The organism is Pseudomonas costantinii (genome assembly GCF_001870435.1).
GTDB classification, from domain to species: Bacteria; Pseudomonadota; Gammaproteobacteria; order Pseudomonadales; family Pseudomonadaceae; genus Aquipseudomonas; species Aquipseudomonas costantinii.
The window spans coordinates 46,058-65,707 of sequence record NZ_MDDR01000028.1 but is presented as its reverse complement, the minus strand read 5'-3'; the positions used below and the strand labels follow the sequence as shown (position 1 = coordinate 65,707).

General features: G+C 60.6%; 19 protein-coding genes. 7 read left to right on the top strand and 12 right to left on the bottom strand.

Going from position 1 to position 19,650, the window contains the following annotated elements; translation table 11 throughout:
- Window positions 1–11: 11 nt before the first annotated feature.
- The 3 genes from BFL40_RS14035 to BFL40_RS14025 form a co-directional block, all read right to left on the bottom strand.
- A complete protein-coding gene (locus BFL40_RS14035) occupies window positions 12–1,307 on the bottom strand; it encodes an NAD(P)/FAD-dependent oxidoreductase (protein ID WP_071484559.1) in 1,296 nt (431 codons plus the stop codon).
- A complete protein-coding gene (locus BFL40_RS14030; RefSeq protein ID WP_071484558.1) occupies window positions 1,304–2,392 on the bottom strand; it encodes a polyamine ABC transporter substrate-binding protein in 1,089 nt (362 codons plus the stop codon). The genes BFL40_RS14035 and BFL40_RS14030 overlap by 4 nt, the downstream gene beginning before the upstream one ends.
- 173 nt (window positions 2,393–2,565) lie before the next feature.
- A complete protein-coding gene (locus BFL40_RS14025) occupies window positions 2,566–3,924 on the bottom strand; it encodes a glutamine synthetase family protein (RefSeq protein ID WP_071484557.1) in 1,359 nt (452 codons plus the stop codon).
- A 138-nt stretch (window positions 3,925–4,062) separates the two neighbouring features.
- On the opposite strand from BFL40_RS14025, the gene BFL40_RS14020 reads away from it, so the two are divergent.
- Window positions 4,063–4,959, top strand: a complete 897-nt coding sequence (locus BFL40_RS14020; RefSeq protein WP_071484556.1) for a helix-turn-helix domain-containing protein — start codon at window positions 4,063–4,065, stop codon at window positions 4,957–4,959.
- Window positions 4,960–5,030: 71 nt separating this feature from the next.
- Here the strand turns inward: BFL40_RS14020 and BFL40_RS14015 are convergent, their stop codons facing one another.
- Window positions 5,031–6,098: an NAD(P)-dependent alcohol dehydrogenase gene (locus BFL40_RS14015; RefSeq protein WP_071484555.1), complete on the bottom strand. Its 1,068-nt coding sequence runs from the start codon at window positions 6,096–6,098 to the stop codon at window positions 5,031–5,033.
- Window positions 6,099–6,245: 147 nt separating this feature from the next.
- On the opposite strand from BFL40_RS14015, the gene BFL40_RS14010 reads away from it, so the two are divergent.
- The 3 genes from BFL40_RS14010 to BFL40_RS14000 all read left to right on the top strand — a co-directional run bounded on the left by BFL40_RS14010 (window position 6,246) and on the right by BFL40_RS14000 (window position 9,453).
- Window positions 6,246–7,142, top strand: a complete 897-nt coding sequence (locus BFL40_RS14010) for a glyoxalase (protein ID WP_071484554.1) — start codon at window positions 6,246–6,248, stop codon at window positions 7,140–7,142.
- Window positions 7,143–7,152: 10 nt separating this feature from the next.
- On the top strand, window positions 7,153–8,544 hold the full coding sequence (locus tag BFL40_RS14005) for an alginate export family protein (RefSeq protein ID WP_071484553.1): 1,392 nt from the start codon (window positions 7,153–7,155) through the stop codon (window positions 8,542–8,544).
- Between the two features lie 90 nt (window positions 8,545–8,634).
- Window positions 8,635–9,453, top strand: coding sequence for an alpha/beta fold hydrolase (locus tag BFL40_RS14000; protein WP_071484552.1), 819 nt, complete (start codon window positions 8,635–8,637; stop codon window positions 9,451–9,453).
- Window positions 9,454–9,497: 44 nt separating this feature from the next.
- On the opposite strand, the gene BFL40_RS13995 is transcribed toward BFL40_RS14000, so the two are convergent.
- Window positions 9,498–9,884, bottom strand: a complete 387-nt coding sequence (locus BFL40_RS13995) for a DoxX family protein (protein WP_071484551.1) — start codon at window positions 9,882–9,884, stop codon at window positions 9,498–9,500.
- A 77-nt stretch (window positions 9,885–9,961) separates the two neighbouring features.
- Window positions 9,962–10,837 (bottom strand): LysR family transcriptional regulator, encoded by an 876-nt coding sequence (locus BFL40_RS13990; protein ID WP_071484550.1) that lies wholly within the window; start codon window positions 10,835–10,837, stop codon window positions 9,962–9,964.
- A 161-nt stretch (window positions 10,838–10,998) separates the two neighbouring features.
- Between BFL40_RS13990 and BFL40_RS13985 the strand changes: the two genes are divergently transcribed.
- Window positions 10,999–11,997 carry an NAD(P)H-quinone oxidoreductase gene (locus tag BFL40_RS13985; protein ID WP_071484549.1) on the top strand — a complete coding sequence of 333 codons (999 nt, stop codon included), beginning with the start codon at window positions 10,999–11,001 and terminating at the stop codon, window positions 11,995–11,997.
- A 407-nt stretch (window positions 11,998–12,404) separates the two neighbouring features.
- On the opposite strand, the gene BFL40_RS13980 is transcribed toward BFL40_RS13985, so the two are convergent.
- A complete protein-coding gene (locus BFL40_RS13980) occupies window positions 12,405–12,911 on the bottom strand; it encodes a GNAT family N-acetyltransferase (protein ID WP_071484627.1) in 507 nt (168 codons plus the stop codon).
- A gap of 179 nt (window positions 12,912–13,090) precedes the next feature.
- Between BFL40_RS13980 and BFL40_RS13975 the strand changes: the two genes are divergently transcribed.
- The gene (locus BFL40_RS13975) at window positions 13,091–13,963 is read left to right on the top strand and encodes an undecaprenyl-diphosphate phosphatase (protein ID WP_071484548.1); all 873 of its coding nucleotides are present in this window, start codon (window positions 13,091–13,093) and stop codon (window positions 13,961–13,963) included.
- Here BFL40_RS13975 and BFL40_RS13970 read toward each other — a convergent pair.
- The 5 genes from BFL40_RS13970 to BFL40_RS13950 are packed head-to-tail and all read right to left on the bottom strand — an operon-like array spanning window position 13,960 to window position 18,437.
- Complete coding sequence (locus BFL40_RS13970; protein ID WP_071484547.1) at window positions 13,960–14,919, bottom strand: Dyp-type peroxidase; 960 nt, start codon at window positions 14,917–14,919, stop codon at window positions 13,960–13,962. The genes BFL40_RS13975 and BFL40_RS13970 overlap by 4 nt on opposite strands.
- Window positions 14,920–14,970: 51 nt before the next feature.
- Complete coding sequence (locus BFL40_RS13965; protein ID WP_071484546.1) at window positions 14,971–15,789, bottom strand: sugar phosphate isomerase/epimerase family protein; 819 nt, start codon at window positions 15,787–15,789, stop codon at window positions 14,971–14,973.
- Window position 15,790: 1 nt separating this feature from the next.
- Window positions 15,791–16,990, bottom strand: a complete 1,200-nt coding sequence (locus BFL40_RS13960) for an NAD(P)/FAD-dependent oxidoreductase (RefSeq protein ID WP_071484545.1) — start codon at window positions 16,988–16,990, stop codon at window positions 15,791–15,793.
- Between the two features lie 2 nt (window positions 16,991–16,992).
- Window positions 16,993–17,313, bottom strand: coding sequence for a MocE family 2Fe-2S type ferredoxin (locus BFL40_RS13955; protein ID WP_071484544.1), 321 nt, complete (start codon window positions 17,311–17,313; stop codon window positions 16,993–16,995).
- Between the two features lie 29 nt (window positions 17,314–17,342).
- Window positions 17,343–18,437 carry a fatty acid desaturase family protein gene (locus BFL40_RS13950; protein WP_071484543.1) on the bottom strand — a complete coding sequence of 365 codons (1,095 nt, stop codon included), beginning with the start codon at window positions 18,435–18,437 and terminating at the stop codon, window positions 17,343–17,345.
- A gap of 160 nt (window positions 18,438–18,597) precedes the next feature.
- On the opposite strand from BFL40_RS13950, the gene BFL40_RS13945 reads away from it, so the two are divergent.
- Window positions 18,598–19,647: a LacI family DNA-binding transcriptional regulator gene (locus tag BFL40_RS13945; protein ID WP_071484542.1), complete on the top strand. Its 1,050-nt coding sequence runs from the start codon at window positions 18,598–18,600 to the stop codon at window positions 19,645–19,647.
- Window positions 19,648–19,650: the final 3 nt, after the last annotated feature.

The window sequence follows — 19,650 nt, the reverse complement described above, 5'->3', positions numbered from 1 at the left end:
CGCCCGACGCATCAATGCATCAACTCGCGCAACCGATGCCATAACATCCCCAACGCCAACAGCGGCGAACGCAACGCCTTACCGCCTGGAAACGTCATGTGCGGCACCTGGCTGAAAATATCCAGGCCTCTGCTGTGGCCTGCGTGAATGCCTTCGGCGAGCAGCCGCGCGCACCAATGGGTCACGTTCAGGCCATGGCCGGAATAGCCTTGGGCATAGAACACGTTGGGGTATTGGCGCAGGCGCCCAACCTGGGGAAAACGGTTGGCGGTGATGCCGATCTTGCCGCCCCACTGGAACTCGATGGCGGTGTTGGCCAACTGCGGGAATACCTTGAGCATCTTCGGTTGCATATAGGCGGCGATGTCCGCCGGGTCACGCCCCGAGTAATGGCAGGCACCGCCGAACAACAGGCGCCGGTCGGCGGACAGCCGGTAGTAATCCAGCCCGACTTTCTGGTCACACAGCGCCAGGTTTTGCGGGATCAACTGTTTGGCCACGGCCTCCGATAACGGCTCGGTGGCGATGATGTAGCTGCCCGCCGGGAGTACCTTGCCGCTCAATTGAGGTTCAAGCTCTTCCAAGTGCGCGTTGCAGGCCAATACCAGGTTGGCGGCCCGTACGCTGCCCCCAGCGCAACGCACGTACACCGTTTCCCCGTGGAGCAGCTCCAGCACTTCGGTTTGCTCAAAAATCTGTACACCGAGGGATTCGGCGACACGCGCCTCGCCCAACACCAGGTTCAGCGGATGCAGGTGCCCGGAGCCCATGTCCACCAGGCCACCGGCGTATACCGTCGAGCCCACCACTTGCTGCATATCGTGAGGGCCCACGAGGCGCATTTCATGGGTGTAGCCCTGCGCGGCCAGGCTCTCCTGTTCGCCCTTGAACGCGGCGAACTGCGCCGGGGTATTCGCCAGCTCGCAAAAGCCCCAGCGCAAATCACAGTCAATGCCGTGTTCGCGAATGCGCTCGCCCACCAGCGCCACGGAATCAATCCCGGCCCGCTCCAGGTCACGCACGCCCTCCTCGCCCACGTACTTGGCAAATCCCGACACATCGTGGCCAATGCCGCGAATCAACTGCCCGCCATTGCGCCCGCTGGCGCCCCAGCCAATACGCCGGGCCTCCAGCAGGATCACCGAGAGCCCGCGCTGGGCCAACTCGATGGCGGTGTTGACGCCGGTGAAGCCGCCGCCGATTACACACACATCGGCGGTCAGATCAGCGCCCAGTGAAGGTCGCTCAGGCATGGCATTGGCCGAGGCCCGGTAGTAGGACCGGGCGTGGTCGTTGGATTGAATCATTTGTTGGTCTTCACTTTGCTCCAGGCGCGGGTCATCAGGCGCATGGTCGCCGGGGTCGGCGTGGTGGAAATATAGAGTTTGTCGAGCACTTCCTGGGACGGGTAAACCTCAGGATTATTCACCAATTCCGGGGCCATAAAAGGCTTGGCTGCCGGGTTGGCGTTGGCATAGCCCACCGAGGCGCTGACCTTGGCGATCACTTCCGGGTCGAGCAGATAGTTGATAAAAGCGTGGGCTTCTTTCGGGTTACTCGCGTCGGCCGGAATGGCCAGCAGGTCGAACCACAGGTTGGAGCCTTCTTTCGGAATCGAGTACGCAATGTTCACCCCGTTCTTGGCTTCCTTGGCGCGGTTGGCGGCCTGGAACACGTCGCCGGAATAACCGAACGCCACGCAGATATCACCGTTGGCCAGGTCCGAAATGTACTTGGAGGAATGGAAGTAAGTGATGTACGGCCGCAGCGTCAGCAGCTTGGCTTCGGCCTGTTTGTAGTCCTCGGGGTTCTCGCTGCGCGGGTCCTTGCCCATGTAGTTGAGGATCGCCGGAAACAGTTCATCCGCCGAATCGAGGAAGGCTACGCCGCACTGGTTGAGCTTCTTGATGTTCTCCGGCTCGAACAGCACCGCCCACGAGTCGATATGGTCGATGCCCAGCACCTGCTTGACCTTGTCGACGTTATAGCCGATGCCATTGGTGCCCCACAGGTACGGCACCGAGTGCGCGTTGCCCGGGTCGTTTTTCTCCAGCAGCTTGAGCAACTTGGGGTCTAGGTTCTTGAAGTTCGGCAGTTGCGAGCGGTCCAACTTGAGGAACGCACCGGCCTTTACCTGGCGCGCCAGGAAGTGGTTGGACGGCACCACCACGTCATACCCGGTGCGCCCTGCGAGCAACTTGCCCTCCAGGGTCTCATTGGAGTCAAACACGTCGTAAATCACTTTTATCCCGGTCTTGGCCTGGAAATCGGCCAAGGTGGTCTCGCCAATGTAGTCAGTCCAGTTGTAGACACTGACTGTCTGGGCAGCCTGGCCGGCACTGCTGAACGCCGCGACAAGAGCCAGCGGGAGAAGTTTTTTCACAAGACGCATATCGACACCCCTTTGCATGGTTGATTTTTATGTATTCATCCAGCCACTACGTAGCAGCTGTCGAGCGCCAGCGAGGCTGCGTAGCGATGTATCAGACACAACTGCGGGGCCCCAACGCAGCCTCGCTAAAGCTCGACAGCTGCTACGGGGCGGGTTGAGGCGCGTCAATACTGTCAGACACTGAGGAGTAGGAACTCACGCTCCCAGGAACTGATCACCCGCTTGAAATTCTCATGCTCGGCGCGTTTCACCGCGACGTAGCCGCGCACGAACTTGTCACCCAGGTACTGCTTGACCGTGTCGCAATCCTCCATCCGCGCCAGCGCATCTTCGAGGGTGAATGGCAGGCGCAGGTTGCGGCGCTCATAGGCGCGACCTTCCACCGGAGCACTCGGCTCGATCTTTTCGATCATGCCCAAGTAGCCGCACAACAAGCTGGCGGCAATCGCCAGGTACGGGTTGGCATCAGCGCCCGGCAGGCGGTTTTCCACCCGCATCGCATCAGGGCTGGAGGTAGGCACGCGCAGGCCGACGGTGCGGTTTTCTTCGCCCCACTCGACGTTGACCGGCGCCGAGGTGTCCGGCAAAAAGCGGCGGAACGAGTTCACGTTGGGCGCGAACATCGGCAGCAACTTGGGGATGTACTTTTGCAGGCCGCCGATGTGATGCAAAAACAGCTGGCTCATCTTGCCGTCAGCGTCGACAAACACCGGCTTGCCGGTGGCGATATCCACCACACTCTGGTGCAGGTGCATGGCGCTGCCCGGCTCGTCGGCCACCGGTTTGGCCATGAAGGTGGCGGCCACGTTGTGCTTGAGCGCGGCTTCACGCAGGGTGCGTTTGAACACGGTGATCTGGTCGGCCAGGTCGAGAGCATCGCCGTGCCGAAAGTTGATTTCCATCTGCGCCGGGCCGTCTTCGTGAATCAGCGTATCGAGGTCCAGGCCTTGGGCTTCGCACCAGTCGTAGACGTCTTCGAACAGCGGGTCGAATTCGTTGGCGGCGTCGATGGAAAACGACTGGCGGCCGGTTTCGGCGCGACCGGAGCGGCCGACCGGGGTTTTCAGCGGCAAGTCCGGGTCTTCGCAGCGCTGAGTCAGGTAGAACTCCATCTCCGGCGCGACAATCGGCTGCCAGCCCTTGTCGGTATAGAGCTGCAAGACCTTTTTCAGCACGTTGCGCGGCGACAATTCGATGGGATTGCCCTGCTTGTCGAAGGTGTCGTGGATCACAATCGCGGTGGGTTCGATAGCCCATGGCACTACGTAAGTGGCGTTGGACACCGGGCGGCAGATCATGTCGATATCGGCCGGGTCCAGCAGGTCGTAGTAGACATCGTCATCGACAAAGTCCCCGGTCACCGTTTGCAGCAATACACTTTCCGGCAGGCGCATGCCTCGCTCATGCAGGAACTTGTTGGTAGGCGCAATCTTGCCGCGTGCGATGCCAGTCAAATCACTGATCACGCATTCGACTTCGGTAATCTTGTGTTCTTTCAGCCAGGCGGACAGCTGATCGAAGGGGGCGTTCATAAGGACCTCGTCATGAGTTGGATGCTGCGCCGACTTGTACTCCCGGCGCATTGAGGTCTATCTTGAGCCAGCCTTCAACGGGCATCTATCCACTTTGCACGAACCATAACGCACCAATAGAGTGCGCACGGATCACCCATGACACAGGCAACAGCTTTGCGCGTACAGGCCTTCACCACCGGTGATGTGGCCGCTCAATGCAGTGCGACACCCGGTTGGGTACAGCAGTACCAGCAAATGTCTCCCGGGCATTTTTCCGGGCAGATTCGCTACCTAGACCTGCAAGGCGTACAGGTGTACGAAGAGTGCATGAACACCCGCGTGGAGCAGCATTTCAACGCGCCGCCGGGTTCATTGGCGTTCTGTTTCGACGGCAGCGACAACGCGCTGTACATGCTCAATGGTGAAAGCCACAACACCTGGATCACCCCGGAAAACTACCGAGAAGTGGCGGTGGTGTTCGGCCCGCAATTCGTGCAGCGCCATGGCTTGGATATGGCGAGACTCGAAGGCCTGTTCCTGGCGCCGCTGACCTGCGGGCAGAATGCGCTGTTCACCCGCTGGCTCAGTGGAACATTGACGCGTTTGTCCGCCATCACCGACCCCATCAGCCGCGACGCCCTCACCCAGCAACTGCTGGACGATTGCCTGTTTATCCTCGACAACGCCTGTGTATGCCTGGACCGCAGCTCGTTGCAGCGGCGCAGCGACGAACGCCGGTTGATGTCGCGCATTGGCGAATGGGCGGCGGATGCACCGGATGAAACCGTGAACCTGTTGGAGCTGGCGCAGATTGCTGGTGTGCCCTTGCGCCACTTGCAACAAGGGTTCAAGACCTACACCGGGATGAGCCCGGCGCAGTGGTTGCGGTTGCGCCGCTTGAATGGCGCGCGGCGGGAGTTGTTGAGTGGCGCCGACACCACCGTGGCGCAGGTGGCGATGAATTGGTCGTTCTGGCATTTGGGGCGGTTTTCCAACAGCTATCGGGCACTGTTCAAAGAGCTGCCCAGCGAGACCCTCAAGCACGCCGGCTGAGATGCAATCAAAACTGCAGGAGGGACTTGCTCCCTCCCACAGTGGATCTCAATCGAGCGGTAGCGTGTGTTTCAAGCCGCGTGGCTTTCCTTCTTCAAACTCGCTATATCGATCACGAACCGATACTTCACATCACCCTTGAGCATCCGCTCATAGGCTTCATTGATGCCTTGGATATCGATCATCTCGATGTCCGAGACAATCTTGTGCTTCGCGCAGAAGTCCAGCATGTCCTGGGTTTCCTGAATACCGCCAATCAGCGAGCCGGCCAAACTGCGACGCTTGAAGATCAGGTTGAACACGCCGGGAGATGGATGCGGGCTGTCGGGCGCGCCGACCAGGGTCATGGTGCCGTCGCGCTTGAGCAGGTTGATGAAAGCATCGAGGTTGTGGGGCGCGGCGACGGTGTTGAGGATAAAGTCCAGGCTATTGGTGACCTTGGCCATTTCGTCGGCGTTTTTTGACACCACCACTTGGTCGGCCCCCAGCCGCAGGCCGTCTTCGCGCTTGTTCGGTGAGGTGGTAAAGAGCGTCACATGCGCGCCCATGGCATGGGCAATTTTGACCGCCATGTGCCCGAGGCCACCGAGACCTACCACGCCGACTTTCTTGCCGGGCCCTACCTTCCAGTGATGCAGCGGCGAATAGGTGGTGATGCCGGCGCACAGCAACGGCGCCACGGCCGCCAGGTTGGCATCACCGTGGGAGATGCGCAGCACGAACTTCTCCTTGACCACGATGTTGTCCGAATAGCCGCCGAAGGTATTTTCCCCACCGAACACCGGCCCGTTGTAAGTGCCGGTAAAGCCGCTCTCGCAATATTGCTCCTCGCCTTCAGCGCAGGAGGCGCACGCCTGGCAGCTGTCGACCATACAGCCGACACCAGCCAGGTCGCCCACCTTGAACTTCGTCACATTGGCGCCGACCGCCGTGACGCGGCCGACGATTTCATGACCGGGCACCGAGGGGTACAGGGTGTTGTGCCACTCGTTGCGGGCGGTGTGCAGGTCGGAGTGACAGACCCCGCAAAATAAAATGTCGATCTGTACGTCGTCAGCCCCTGGCGCACGGCGCTCGAAGGTAAAAGGCTTGAGCGAATCCTTGGAATCCCGAGCGGCGTAGCTGTATGTCTTGGCCATTTGGTTCACCTGTTGATCTGACGGTAGAGGTCAGTGGACCAGCATAGACGCTAAACCGTTCAACCGAGCACGTCCGTACAATCGGCCCCACCGTCGTGCGCCTAAGCTCGTGGCTTTCGATCATCTTGAACGTCGTGGAGAGTGGGCATGTGCAAACGAGTGATGACGGTATCCCTGACCTTGGCGCTGCTGACCGGGCAGATGATGGGCAACGCCTTTGCGGCAACATCGGCCGTGGCCGTGGCGCCACAATATGACACCAGCCACGTCTATGTCGCGCCGGGGGATGTAGAACGTTTCTCCCAGAGTTTCCTTGCCACTTTCGGTGGTAAAAGTACGGCCCAGGTCGTCGTGAACGTATTGCCGGTGCCCAGCAGCACGACCTCGCAATTGCTGCAGACGCCCGCAGGCACGGTGTCGCTGTTCGGTTTTACCACCCCGATCCCGCATCCCTTTGGCCAGGAGCGTAACGGTTACCTGGTCAAGGACATGGACGTCGCGCTCAAGGCTGCCCGGGAAAACGGTGCATCGGTGATCGTCAGCGACTTCCCTGATCCGATCGGGCGTGATGCCGTGGTGCAGTGGCCAGGCGGCGTGAATATGCAACTTTACTGGCACACCAAGACCCCGGACTACGCGCCCTTCCAGACCGTACCGGAAAACCGCATATACCTCTCCGCCGACCGTGCGGACACTTTTATCAAATCATTCCTGGGTTTCTCCCATGGCAAAGTTCTGGCCGATGATAAACATGCGTCCGCCGTCGATATCGGCCAAGCCGGCGGTACCTACCGTCGCGTCGATATTGAGTCGCCGTTCGGGCGTATGGCGGTGCTGGTCACTAATGGTCAACTGCCCTACCCCTTCGGCCATGAGACCACCGGTTACCAGGTGACTGACCTGACCACCACGCTGGGCAAAGCCACCGGTTCCGGCGCCAACGTGTTAGTGCCTGCCTTCGAGAGCAAAGGCCGGCGCAGTGCATTGGTTGAGTTCCCGGGCGGTTACGTCGCGGAGATTCACCAACTCAACGCAGCCAAGTGAGCGCCTGCCAATGACTCGCCGCAAAGGCTGGGGCCTGGCCGTGCTGTGGCCACTGCTCGCGGGCAGTGTCCACGCTGACGATCAACCGACGCGACCGGTCATCATGACCAACCGCTGGCAGGAAGACTGGTCGGTGTTGCAAAACCCTGCGTTGCGCACACAACCGCTGGATAACTTGAAGTACATCCCGCTGTCCAGTGCCAATCCGTTCACCTACCTGTCTCTGGGCGCGACGCTACGCGAGCGTTTCGAGGTGAACGACGCCAGCGGTTTCGGCGTGAAGAACGTGAAACGTGATAGCTATTTGATCCAGCGCTTCCAGGTGCACGCCGACCTGCACTTGAACGAGAACTGGCGAGTGTTCACTCAGCTAGAGGATGCGCGGGCCTACGACAAGACATCTGTCAGCAGCGCCGACCAGAACCGCCTCGACCTGCGCCTGGCATTTGCCGAATACGTTAAAACCTTCAACTCCGGCACTCTCAAGGCGCGTGCCGGGCGCCAGGATTTTGCCTTCGACCTGCAGCGTTTCATCTCCTCACGGGACGGCCCGAATGTGCGGCAGTCCTTTGATGCGTTGTGGGCCGATTGGGAGACGTCCAACTGGCGCTTTATCGGCCTCGCCAGCCAGCCGGTGCAGTACCAGGATGATCGACACTTCGACGATAAATCCAACGGCGACTTGCGCTTTCATATGCTGCGGGTCGAGCGGCTGGTGGACGGCAAGAATGAGCTGTCGGCCTACTACGGCGTTTACGAACGCAGCGCCGCCCATTACCTGGACGCCGACGGCAATGAGACCCGCCACCTGCTCGATACACGCTTGGCCGGCGCGGCAATGGGGTTCGACTGGGACATCGAAGCCATGCTGCAAAGCGGCTCCGTGGGCAGTAAGACTATTCGCGCCTGGGCGGGCGGCAGCCGCACGGGCTATACCTTCGACAGCCTGGCCTGGAAACCGCGACTTGGCCTGCAACTGGATATCGCCTCGGGCGACCGCAAAGCCGGTGACGGCACCGTCGGCACCTTCAATCCGCTGTTCCCCAACGGTTACTACTTCTCTCTGGCGGGGTACACGGGCTACAGCAACCTTATCCACGTAAAGCCGTCAATCACGGTCAAGCCCATCGACAAGCTAAGCGTGCAAACCGCCGTCGGCCTGCTCTGGCGCCAAACCACCAGCGACGCGGTGTACACCCAGCCGAATGTGCCCGTTGCCGGAACCGCCGGCCAGGGTGATCGCTGGACGGGCGCCTACACCCAACTGCGCACCGACTACAGCTTTACCCCCAACCTCACCGGCGCTGTCGAAGCGGTGCATTACGCGGTGGGCAAGACCCTGCGCGATGCCGGTGGCGATGACAGTAATTACTTGGGTGTGGAGCTGAAGTTCAGTTGGTAAGCCCAACCGAGCACACCCATACAAGCCCTTCGTCCGGTTTACCGCAATAGTGAGGCTGAGCTTTTTTGCCCACCCTCCAAGGAGTTTTCCATGAGCACATTCGTTGCCAAAGACGGTACACAGATCTATTTCAAGGACTGGGGCAGCGGCAAGCCCGTGCTGTTCAGCCATGGCTGGCCGCTGGATGCCGACATGTGGGAATACCAGATGGAATACCTGAGCAGCCGTGGCTTTCGCACCCTCGCGTTTGACCGCCGTGGCTTTGGCCGCTCGGACCAGCCGTGGACCGGCAACGACTACAACACCTTCGCCGACGATATCGCCCAGTTGATCGAACACCTGGACCTCAAAGACGTGACCCTGGTGGGCTTCTCCATGGGTGGCGGCGACGTGACACGCTATATCGCAAATCATGGCAGCGCGCGTGTCGCCGGCCTGGTGCTGCTGGGTGCCGTCACCCCGATCTTCGGCCAGAAACCGGATTACCCGCAGGGCGTGCCGACCGAAGTGTTCGACGGTATCAAGGCCGGGCTGCTGAAGGACCGCGCGCAGTTCATCGCCGACTTCAATGCCCCATTCTTCGGCCTCAACAAGGGCCAGACCGTCTCCGAAGGCGTGCTGACCCAGACCTTGCAAATCGCCCTGCAGGCCTCGCTCAAATCCACCGTGGATTGCGTTACCGCCTTCTCGCAAACCGACTTCCGCCCGGACATGGCCAAGATCGACGTGCCGACCCTGGTCATCCACGGTGATGGCGACCAGATCGTACCGTTCGAGACCACCGGCAAAGTGGCGGCACAGCTGATCAAGGGTGCAGAGCTGAAGGTCTACAAGGATGCACCGCACGGTTTTGCCGTCACACACGCTCAGGCGCTGAATGAAGACCTGCTGGCGTTCCTGAACCGCTGAAACACGCTCTCCTTATTTGGCCGGGCTTGCCCGGCCTTTTTTTGTCAGGAAAAACGCTGGCTGAGGGCCAAACGACCCGGCCCACTGATCAGCAGGCTGGTGAAAATGATCAACAACAACCAGCCGAACTGCCCCTCAAACAAGCTCCACTCTGGATGCACCACCAGCAATGCCACCAGCAATACACACAGGATCGGCAAGCACGCCAGGCGCACCATCACCCCGGCGATGATCAGCAGCGGACACAACACTTCGGCGAAAATCGCCAGCAACAATGTGATGTGGGCACCGAGGTGGAACGGGTCTTCGATCAACGCCAACTGTTCGCTGTAATGCAGCAGTTTGGGTAAGCCGTGCACCCACAGCAAAAACAGCCCTGCGCTGCCCCGTAGAAACAGCAGCCCGAGGTCCTGACTTTTTGATGCGTTCATAAACGACGTCCTAAAAAAATGAGCGACATCGATTGTGTCCGTTGAGGTGTCCTCGGGCTTGCAAGCCTGTGCTGACCTTAATCCCCTGTACCGGCAAACGCCGCGACGATTTCATCGATCACCACCCGAACCCTCGCGGTGTGGCGCAAGTCGGCGTGGGTCACCAGCCATACGTCGTAGGGCAGTGGCCGGGTGCGCTCTGGCCACAGGCGCACCAACCCATCCCGCTCGCCGATATGCAGTGGAATCTCGCCGATACCCAGGCCGGCGGCAATGGAGCGGCGCACCAACAGGCTGGAACTCAGCGCCGCAACAATGCGCCCACGCCCCAAGGGTTCGCAGACCAGGGTCATGTCCTTTTGGCTTTGCAGGTGCGGTTGATAGACCACCAGATCATGGCCTTCAAACAGGCTGCCGGGCTGCGGCACGCCATGACGATCAATATAGGTTTGGGATGCAAACAGGCCCACTGGCCAGCGGGCGATACGGCGGGCGATCAGGTCGGGGTTGTCTGGGCGAGTGTTGCGCACGGCAATATCGGCTTCGCGCTTGGCCAGGCTGAGAATCTGGGTGGAGGCATCCAGTTGCACGCGTACATCTGGGTGTTTGTCGTGCAGGCAGGCAATGGCCGGGATCAGGAAGTCGATGGCCATTGAGTCGGTGGTGCTGACCCGTACAGTACCGGTCAGGCGATCATCCAAGCCTTGAATCTGGCGCTCCAGGTCCAAGGCTGAGCGCTCCATTTTTTCCACCGAGAGCAAGGCGGCTTCACCGACAGCGGTCAGCACATAGCCCTCGGAGGTGCGCAAAAACAATGTCGCACTCAGGGATTTTTCCAGGGCGTTGATACGCCGACCAACGGTGGCCTGGTCCACCCCCAGCACACGCGCAGCGCCACGTAGCGTCGACTCACGACACACCGCCAGGAACACCCGTGCATCATCCCAATTCATCTTCGCCCCTCTTGATGCACATTTGCATCGCAATGCAGTGTAATCGCAGCATTATTGCATCAGCGGTTCTCGGTATGCTGGGCGCCATAGAGAAATACTCAGCACCGCCGACTGCTGGCCACGGTCCCACCCCATACGTTCATCGCTACAGGAATGTTCAAATGCCTCTTCCTCAAGAAATGACCCTGATTGAAATCACCACCCCTGGCGGCCCAGAGGTGTTGAAGCCACGACAGGTACCGCTGCCCTCCCCGTCTACCGGCGAGATCCTGATTCAGGTGCACGCCGCCGGGGTTAACCGCCCCGACGCGTTGCAACGCGCAGGCAAGTACCCGATGAAGCCGGGTATGAGCCTGATTCCAGGGCTGGAAGTGGCCGGTGAGGTGATTGCGCTGGGCGATGGCGTGACGCAATACCGCGTGGGCGACAGGGTCTGCGCCCTGACCAACGGCGGCGGCTACGCGCAATATTGCGTGGTGCCCGCCAGTCAGGCGCTGCCGCTCCCTGATGGAATGGAGTGGATTCAAGCTGCGGCGATTCCGGAAACTTTCTTCACCGTGTGGGCCAACCTGTTCGGCATGGGTGGCGCACACAAAGGCCAGCGCGTGCTGATCCATGGCGGCACCAGCGGTATCGGCACTACCGCTTTGATGCTGTGCCGTGAGTTCGGTATCGAAGCGTTTGCCACCGCCGGCAGCGAAGACAAATGCGCCGCCATCCGCGCCTTGGGCGCTGAAGCGATCAACTACCGCGAGCAGGATTTCGCCGAGGTCATCGCCGAGAAAACCGGCGGCCAGGGTGTGAATGTGATTCTCGACATCATGGGTGGCTCGTACCTCAACAACAATCTCAAGGCCCTGGGCATGGACGGGCGCCTGGTGATGCTGGGCTTCCTCGGCGGCGCCAAGGCCAATGAGGTTGACCTGCTGACCATCATGGCCAAACGCGCGGTCATCACCGGCTCGCTGCTGCGTGCGCGCACCCGGGATGAGAAAGCGGCCATCGCCGACCAACTGCGTGAACATGTGTGGCCGGTGCTGTCGGCGGGGCGTTGCCTGCCGATGATCGACCAGGTGTTTGGCTACACCGAGGCTGATCAGGCTCATGCCCGGATGGAAGGCGGGGATCATATTGGCAAGATTGTGTTGCGGGTGGTGTGATTAGCTGGCGTACACCGGGTAATCGATACGAATCCGGTTTCGTACCGGTAAGCATCGGTCTCTACACATCTTTCTTATGCTTTGGGTTCTAGAGGGTGTGCTGGTTTGCTGAGTACATATCCGTTGTTTGGGTCATGGCGGCTATTGGTTCCGCTCTTACAACGGGTCACTTTTGGAAAAGAGCCCCAAAAGTAAGCAAAGGGCTCTTGCCCCACCACTCGGCACCGAGCCACAGCGAGGTGCCGAGTGGTGGGGCAAGAGCCCTTTGCTTACTTTGGGGCTTTTCCAAAGTGAGTCGCCGTAAGGGCGAAACCAATAGCCGCCGTTACCCAAACAACGGATATGTACTCACAAGCCATAAAAACCAGGTGTAAATACCTATGCCCCCTCAGGCAATGAGCAGGCTGTTAATGCAACGCCGCCCGCGTAATCAAGTAACTCACCAACTGCGGATCATCCTCCAGCTCGATCGTCTGCACCGGGCGCGGCAGGTTATCCAGCACCGAACGCCAGAACGCCTGGGACACTTCATCCTGGTCATAGAAACGCACCAACCAATTGGCCTCACCACTGCACAGCACTTGGGTAGCAATGGCACGGCCTATACCCTTGCGGCGATAACGCTTGAGAATAAACAGGTCAGCCAACTCCAGGGCGTCCATACCCGGTAACTCGCTGCCTTCGATCAACAGGAACCCGGCGATAAAGCCATCGACCAGCAGCAGGTTGGCGCTCCATTGCGGGTCTTGCCAGTAGCGGGCCAAATGTTCGTCATGAATATAGAAACGGCCATCCGCGTCTACATCTTCTTGCTCCCAGTCCGAGGACTCGTAGGCGTAATACTGGTAAAGGTTGCGAATCAGCTCAGCCTCTTCAGGGCCAGTCTGGATCAGTTCGACGGTGGTTTCAGGCATGGGGCTCTCGGTCAAAAAACGCAGGGCGCCATTGTTCACAAAACCCTGGCGCAGGCCAATACATTGCATAACCTTTCTATTTGCTGAACCGGTTGCGGATTTGTCGTGTCCCGCCCAAAATCCTGAAACATTTAGAATAAACTTCGTTAGCTTCCACCTTTTTCTCAAGGACACCTATTTTGACCAACGTCTGTTCCGCCGGCTTGGATGTGGGCTTTGCCTCCCTGGATTACCTGCAGATATTCATCCTGGGCGTGATCCAGGGCATCACCGAGCTACTGCCGGTGTCCTCCACGGCCCACATGCGTGTGGTACCGGCGCTGCTCGGCTGGCAAGACCCTGGCTCGGCGTTTTCAGCAGCCATGCAATTGGCGGCGCTGGCGGCGGTGGTCAGTTACTTCTGGCGCGATGTACGCCAGGTGACCACCGGCAGCATCAGCGCGGTGCGCCGAGGTGACTACAACGACCGCTGGTTCAAGTTGGCGGTGGCAATTGTGTTGGCGACCATCCCGATTGGCATCGCAGGCCTGGCCTTGTCCTCGACCCTGAATACCTGCAACTCGCCGTTGCGCGGCCTGATGGTGATCGGCATTTCCTGTGTGGTCATGGCGGTGTTGCTGGCAGTCGCCGAGCTGCGTGCGCGCCACACCCGTGAAGTGAGTGAAATGCGCCTGCGCGATGCGTTGATTGTGGGCGTTGCGCAGATTGGTGCGTTGATTCCAGGTGTATCGCGTTCGGGCTCCACGCTGACCGCTGCGCTGTTCCTCAACTTCAAGCGTGAAGAAGCTGCGCGTTTTTCCTTCCTGCTGGGCCTGCCCGCCATCGCCCTCGCCGGTTTGAAAGAGCTGTCAGCGCTGCTGCACGCCGACATGCCCGCCCACGCCTGGCCGCACTTGATCTTCGGTCTGGTGGTCGCCAGCGTCTCGGCGTTCTTTGCGATCTGGGGCCTGATGAAGTTCCTGGAGCGGTTCTCCACCTGGCCTTTCGTGATCTACCGCGCGCTGCTCGGAGTCTTTCTGATTGTGGCGGTCAGCACCGGGCTGTTGAGTTAAGCCGTAGCTTCGCGGTCGGCCAGGGCTTCGAGCAGGTCGGCCGAAGGCACGAAAAACAGGCCGCCGGTGACCGCCGTGCTGAAGTCCAGCAAGCGGTCGTAGTTACCGACGGGGCGGCCGACGAACATGTTTTCCAGCATCTGCTCCAGCGGCTCCGGTGAACGCGCGTAGCCGATGAAGTAGGTGCCGAATTCCCCGGCACCTGGGCGGCCAAAGGGCATGTTATCGCGCAAGATCTTCACTTCTTCACCGTCCTGGGTGAGGGTGGTCAGCGCGCTGTGGGAGTTGCTCGGCTTGGTCTCGTCGTCCAATTCGATGTCCGACAGTTTGGTACGCCCGATTACCTTCTCCTGGGCTTCCACGGTCAGGCCGTTCCAGGCAGTCATGTTGTGCAAGTACTTCTGCACCAGCACGTAGCTGCCGCCGCTGAACTCAGGGTCTTCATCGCCGACGATGGTGAAGCCCACCGCCTTGCGCCCCACCGGGTTCTCGGTGCCGTCGACAAAACCGATGATGCTGCGCATATCGAAGTAGCGGAAACCCTGGACTTCATCCACCACCTTCACGCTGTCGCCCAAGGCGGCCATCAATTGGGTCGCCAGTTCAAAGCACAGGTCCATCTGGTCGGCGCGGATATGCAGCAGGATGTCACCCGGGGTCGACGGAGCCTTGCGCCCTTCTACGCCGAACTCCCGAAACGGGTGCAGCGCTGCCGGACGCGGTGCGCCGAATAGGCGGTCCCATGCATCCGAACCAAACCCGCAAACGCAGGTGAGGTTACCCGCCGGCACTCGCTTACCCACCGAACGCACCAGCCCGGCGATGTCGGCGCACCAGGCGCGAACGGCGTCGAGATTGTCGGGGGCTAAGGTCGCAACCATGAAAATCGCGCTGCTGGTGATCGGATTACAAACGGACTGCGGTTCAAGGGACGACTGAACAGGGCATGTCTTCATGATGAAAGTCCACAGGCTAAGGGCGAGATTGAACCCGCGCAGATTAGCAGATCATCTCTGACAGCTCTGCCACACCCCGCGAATCAGCGCCTGCATTTTAAGCGCCTCGGCCCAGCGATCGCTGATTTCACGGCCGTCCGCGCCGGTGATCGCATAGGGTGGCGGGCCCAATTCGCAGGTGAAGGACAGGCTCTGCGGCGTGTCGGGGCGGGCCAACCAGTCTTCGATTCCGTAGCGCCACCAATCGGTAAAGCGGTCGACCCAAGGTTGATGCTGGGGGAAATCCAGGGACACCTGCACCTGTTCGCTGCTCGCCACTCGACCATGAAAACCCCAGCTGTGGCGCAGGATCGTGCGTATCTGCTCGTCGTCCTCGGCCGCGCCAGGTTCGGGCAACTCGCGACCGACGACGTAGTGGGACAAATCCGCCAGTAGTTTCAAATCGGGCATTTGCGCCAGCAGGTCGAGGGTGAACAGCAGGTCGTTGGTGAGACGGTAACGGTGGGTTTCCAGCAGGACCGGAAAGTCGACCTGCTCGGCCAAGCGCTGCCAACCTTCGACCAGCTTGGCTGCTTCAGACTGAGTGCGCGGTCGCACATCGGCTTGCAGGGTCAGGTGGTGACACCCGTAGCGGCTGATCACATCCAGCGCGGCGGCCAGGTCATCCACGCTTTGCGGGAACAGCTGACCTTCGATCTGCAACCCCCTGGCCTTGGCGGCGGCGTGCAGTCGCGCAACATCGGCGGGCTTCCAGTAATGGTCGGTGATGCCGTCAAACCCGGCGGCGGCGATCCGGTCCAACTGCGCTTCGAGGGAGCCCGGCTCGGTTTGCATGGCCCACAGGGATTGGAATACCAGGAATTGGCGCATATCAGCCTCGCAGCAAGTGTTTAAGGGACAGGTCAGGGTCCGCCAAGTTGGCCTCGTTCAACGGGATAGAAGCGGTGATCAGGCGTTCACACAGCTTGATGTCCTTGGCCACGCTGTTGCCGGGTGCCCAGCCGCAGGCGCCTTGCAAACGGTGATCGGCATCAAGGTAGAACAGCAGCAAGCCACCGTTCGACAGTGGGCGGCTGACCATCAGAGGGGTGATCCCCCCAACCGTCTGCAAGCCCCAGTCGTACTGGTCGGACCAGAAACCGGGGATCGCCTCGAACGGCAATTCACGTCCCAACAGATTCAGGGCTGCATGCCGCCCCTGGGCCTCGGCGTTGCGCCAGGTTTCCTGGCGTTGGTACAGGCCATCCAGGCGAAATTCGCAAACGTCGCCTGCCGCGTAGATATTTGGCGCGCTGGTTCGCAACTGCGCGTCGACGCGAATGCCCTGCCCCACTTCCAGCCCCGCCGCGGCGGCCAGTTCGATATTGGGTTGCATGCCGATGCCGACCACCACCAGGTCGCACGCCAGAACCTGCCCGTCCATCAGTTGCACGGCGTCGGCATGGATGGACTCCAGTGCCACGTTCAAGCGTACATCCACACCCTGTTCTCGATGCAAATTCAACAACGCCTCGCAAATAACGGGCGGCAGCACTCTCCCCGCCAGTCGTGGCCCGGCTTCGAGCAGCGTGACCTCGCACCCCAGGCTGCGGGCGGTCGCCGCCACTTCCAGACCGATAAACCCACCGCCGACAATCACCAGCCGTGTGCCGGGGCGTAAGGCCGCGCGCAGGGCCAACGCTTCGTCGTGGGTGCGAAGATAAAGCACATTCGCCTGCTCCTGAGGTAAACGCCGTGCCCTGCCCCCGGTCGCCAACAGCAAACCGGCGTAGGGCAGCCACTGCCCATCGGCCAGTTGCAGGCGGTGTTGCTGCGGCTCCAACCGGCTGACGGGGTTACCTGCGATGTGTTCAACACCCAATTCGGCAAGCCGGGCGCTGTCGCACAGGCTGCAACCCGCCAGGTCCATCGTGCCCTGCAACAGGCCTTTGGACAGCGGCGGCCGCTCGTAGGGCAAATGCGCTTCATCGCCGATCAGGATCAGGCGCCCGGCGTAGCCTTCGTCACGCAAGGTCAGCGCCGCACGGCCACCGGCATGGCCGGCCCCGACGATTATCAGAGGTGCGTTCATCATCAAGCCGTGACGGCGAGCAACACCCGCCCCGCTTCGACCCGTACCGGGTAGGTCTTGAGGTTGACGCACACCGGCGCACCGAGGGCCTTGCCAGAGCGGTAATCAAAGCGCCCGTTGTGCTTGGGGCACTCGATCACGTGGTCCATGACCAGGCCGTCGGCCAGGTGGATTTTTTCGTGAGTGCACAGGCCTGCAGTGGCAAAAAACTCATTGTCGGCGGAGCGGAACACCGCGTAGGTGTGCGGCCCATGGTCGAAGCGCATCACGTCTTCTTCCTCTATTTCGCCCACGGCGCAGACATCGATCCATTGATCGTTCATGGCAGCTTCTCTTGTTGTTGGGTGGGGAATCAGCCAGCAGTGGCTTCGGCATGCACCGGGGTATTCGCGACGGGTTCAGCACGTTGGCCCACAGGGCGCTGCACAAAATAGGTCGCGTCGCTGCGCTGCTTCCAGATCGTCGGAATGATTTCCTTGTAGGCCTCAAACAGATTGGCGTACGGCGGCGGGCAGTCGCTGCGAATCTCTTCGTGGAGTTGCGCCAGGGCGTGGTACGGCACCATCGGATACATGTGGTGTTCGAGGTGGTAGTTCATGTTCATGTAGATAAAGCGCAGCACGCGGTTCATGTAGATGGTGCGGCAATTGCTGCGGTGGTCGAGCACATCTTCGGCCAAGCCCACATGCTGGGTAAGGCCGAACAGGTAGCCGAGCCAGGCACCGTAGACACTCGGCAGGCCCACCAGCATCAACGGCAACCAACTGTGCAGGTACAACGCGGTACCGATGACTAGCGCATAAATCCCGACCCAGATTCGCGCGGTACGGAACACCTTGGGCCACTCGGATTCGGGGATAAAGTCCTGCTCCTGGGCGCTCATCTGACCCATTGCGTGACGCGCCACGCCGCTGAAGGTCTTCCATGCCAGAGGCAGGTTGAACACGCTGAGGAACATCATCAGCAGGCTGGGCGGACGCGGCTCGACAATCTCCGGGTCACGGCCGACGACGATGGTATCGGTGTGGTGCCGGGCGTGGCTCCAACGCCATACATGGGGTTCGAAAATGCACATGAAACTGGCCACCTGGTACAGCACGTCATTCATCCAGCGGGTCTTGAACGCGGTGCCATGACCGGTTTCGTGCCAACGCGGATTGGACGCGGTGCCGTACAGCACGCCATAGGCCAGGAAGAACGGCACGCAGGCCCAGGAGCCCCAGAACCAGTAGCCGCCCAAGCCGGTGGCGAGTAACGCCAGTACCCAAATAGCCGTGTCGAGCAAGGCCGGGCCGTCGCGGCGCTGCATCAGTTCTTTCATGCGTTTGCGGGAAATGGGCGACTGGTACCAACTGGCCGAGACCAGGCCTTTTTCGGCCGCGCGGGCGGCTTCGGGACCCGTGAGGCTGTAGTCGCGCCGGGCGGGATGAGCGGTGTGTTCAGGCATTGTTATTGTTCTCCGCAAGCGTCAGATTCAGGTGCGTTGCGAGAGAAAATATAGAGAGCGGTTAAATCACCCTCAAGGCCTTGAATCCATTCCCTATCAAGCTATCATCCAGGCCCAGCGGGGCTTGATAGTTTTCTATCAAGACGCTTAGGGGCCAGCCATGAACAACAATAAACGCCCAACCATCTCCACCGTTGCCGCTTACGCCGGGCTCAGTGTGGCCACCGTCGACCGGGTCTTGAACGCGCGTGCACCGGTGAATCCGGACACGGCCGAGCAAGTGTTCCAGGCCGCCGAAGCGGTGGGTTACTTTGCCGCGCGACTGATCGGCCAGCGTATTCGCGAACGTCGCCCGACTTACCGTTTCGGCATCCTGTTGTTGGGCACCGCCCAAGCGTTCTACGCCAATCTGGCCCAGTCGATCAGCGATGCGGCGCAGCATCACGCCACCGCCAACCTGACGTGCCAGTTCGAATACATTGTCGATCGCACGCCCAGCGCCATCGTGACGCAGATCGAACAATTGGCGGTGCAGTGCGATGCACTCGCGGTGGTCAGCTTTGCCCATCCGCTGATCAACGCCACCCTCGCACAGATCCGCGAAGCCGGCGTGCCCGTGGTCGCCCTGCTCTCCGATATCCACGAACACGCCGCCGAGCCCTATGTGGGCCAGGACAACCATGTGGTCGGGCGCACCATGGGCTGGTTGCTGGCGCGGACCTGCGGTGCGCGTAAAGGCAGTGTGGGAATTTTGCTGGGTGGCCACCGCTTCCTCGGCCATCAGGCGCGGGTCGAAGGCTTGCACAGCTACCTGGCCGAGCACGCACCCGGGCTAAAACCCCTGGAGCCGCTAATCAATCTGGACAATTGCGACATCACCGAAGAGGCCACCCTTGACCTGATCAGCCGTCACAGCGACCTGCGCGGCCTGTGCGTGGTGGGCGGCGGCGGTGATGGGATCATCAGCGCCCTGGCGCAACTGCCCAAGCGGCCGGCGCTGTGTTGCATCCTGCAGGAATCGACGCCGCTGTCGCGCCAGGCCCTGAGCCAAGGCTTGATCGATGTGGCGATGGATTCACAGCCGCGCCAGACGGCGACGGCATTGGTGGAATTGCTGGTGGAATTACAGACCGCAGAAGCATTCGATCCTGCGCGACATCGTGTGTACATACCGCCGCGAATCGTGACGTCGGAAAACCTGCAAGACTGACAG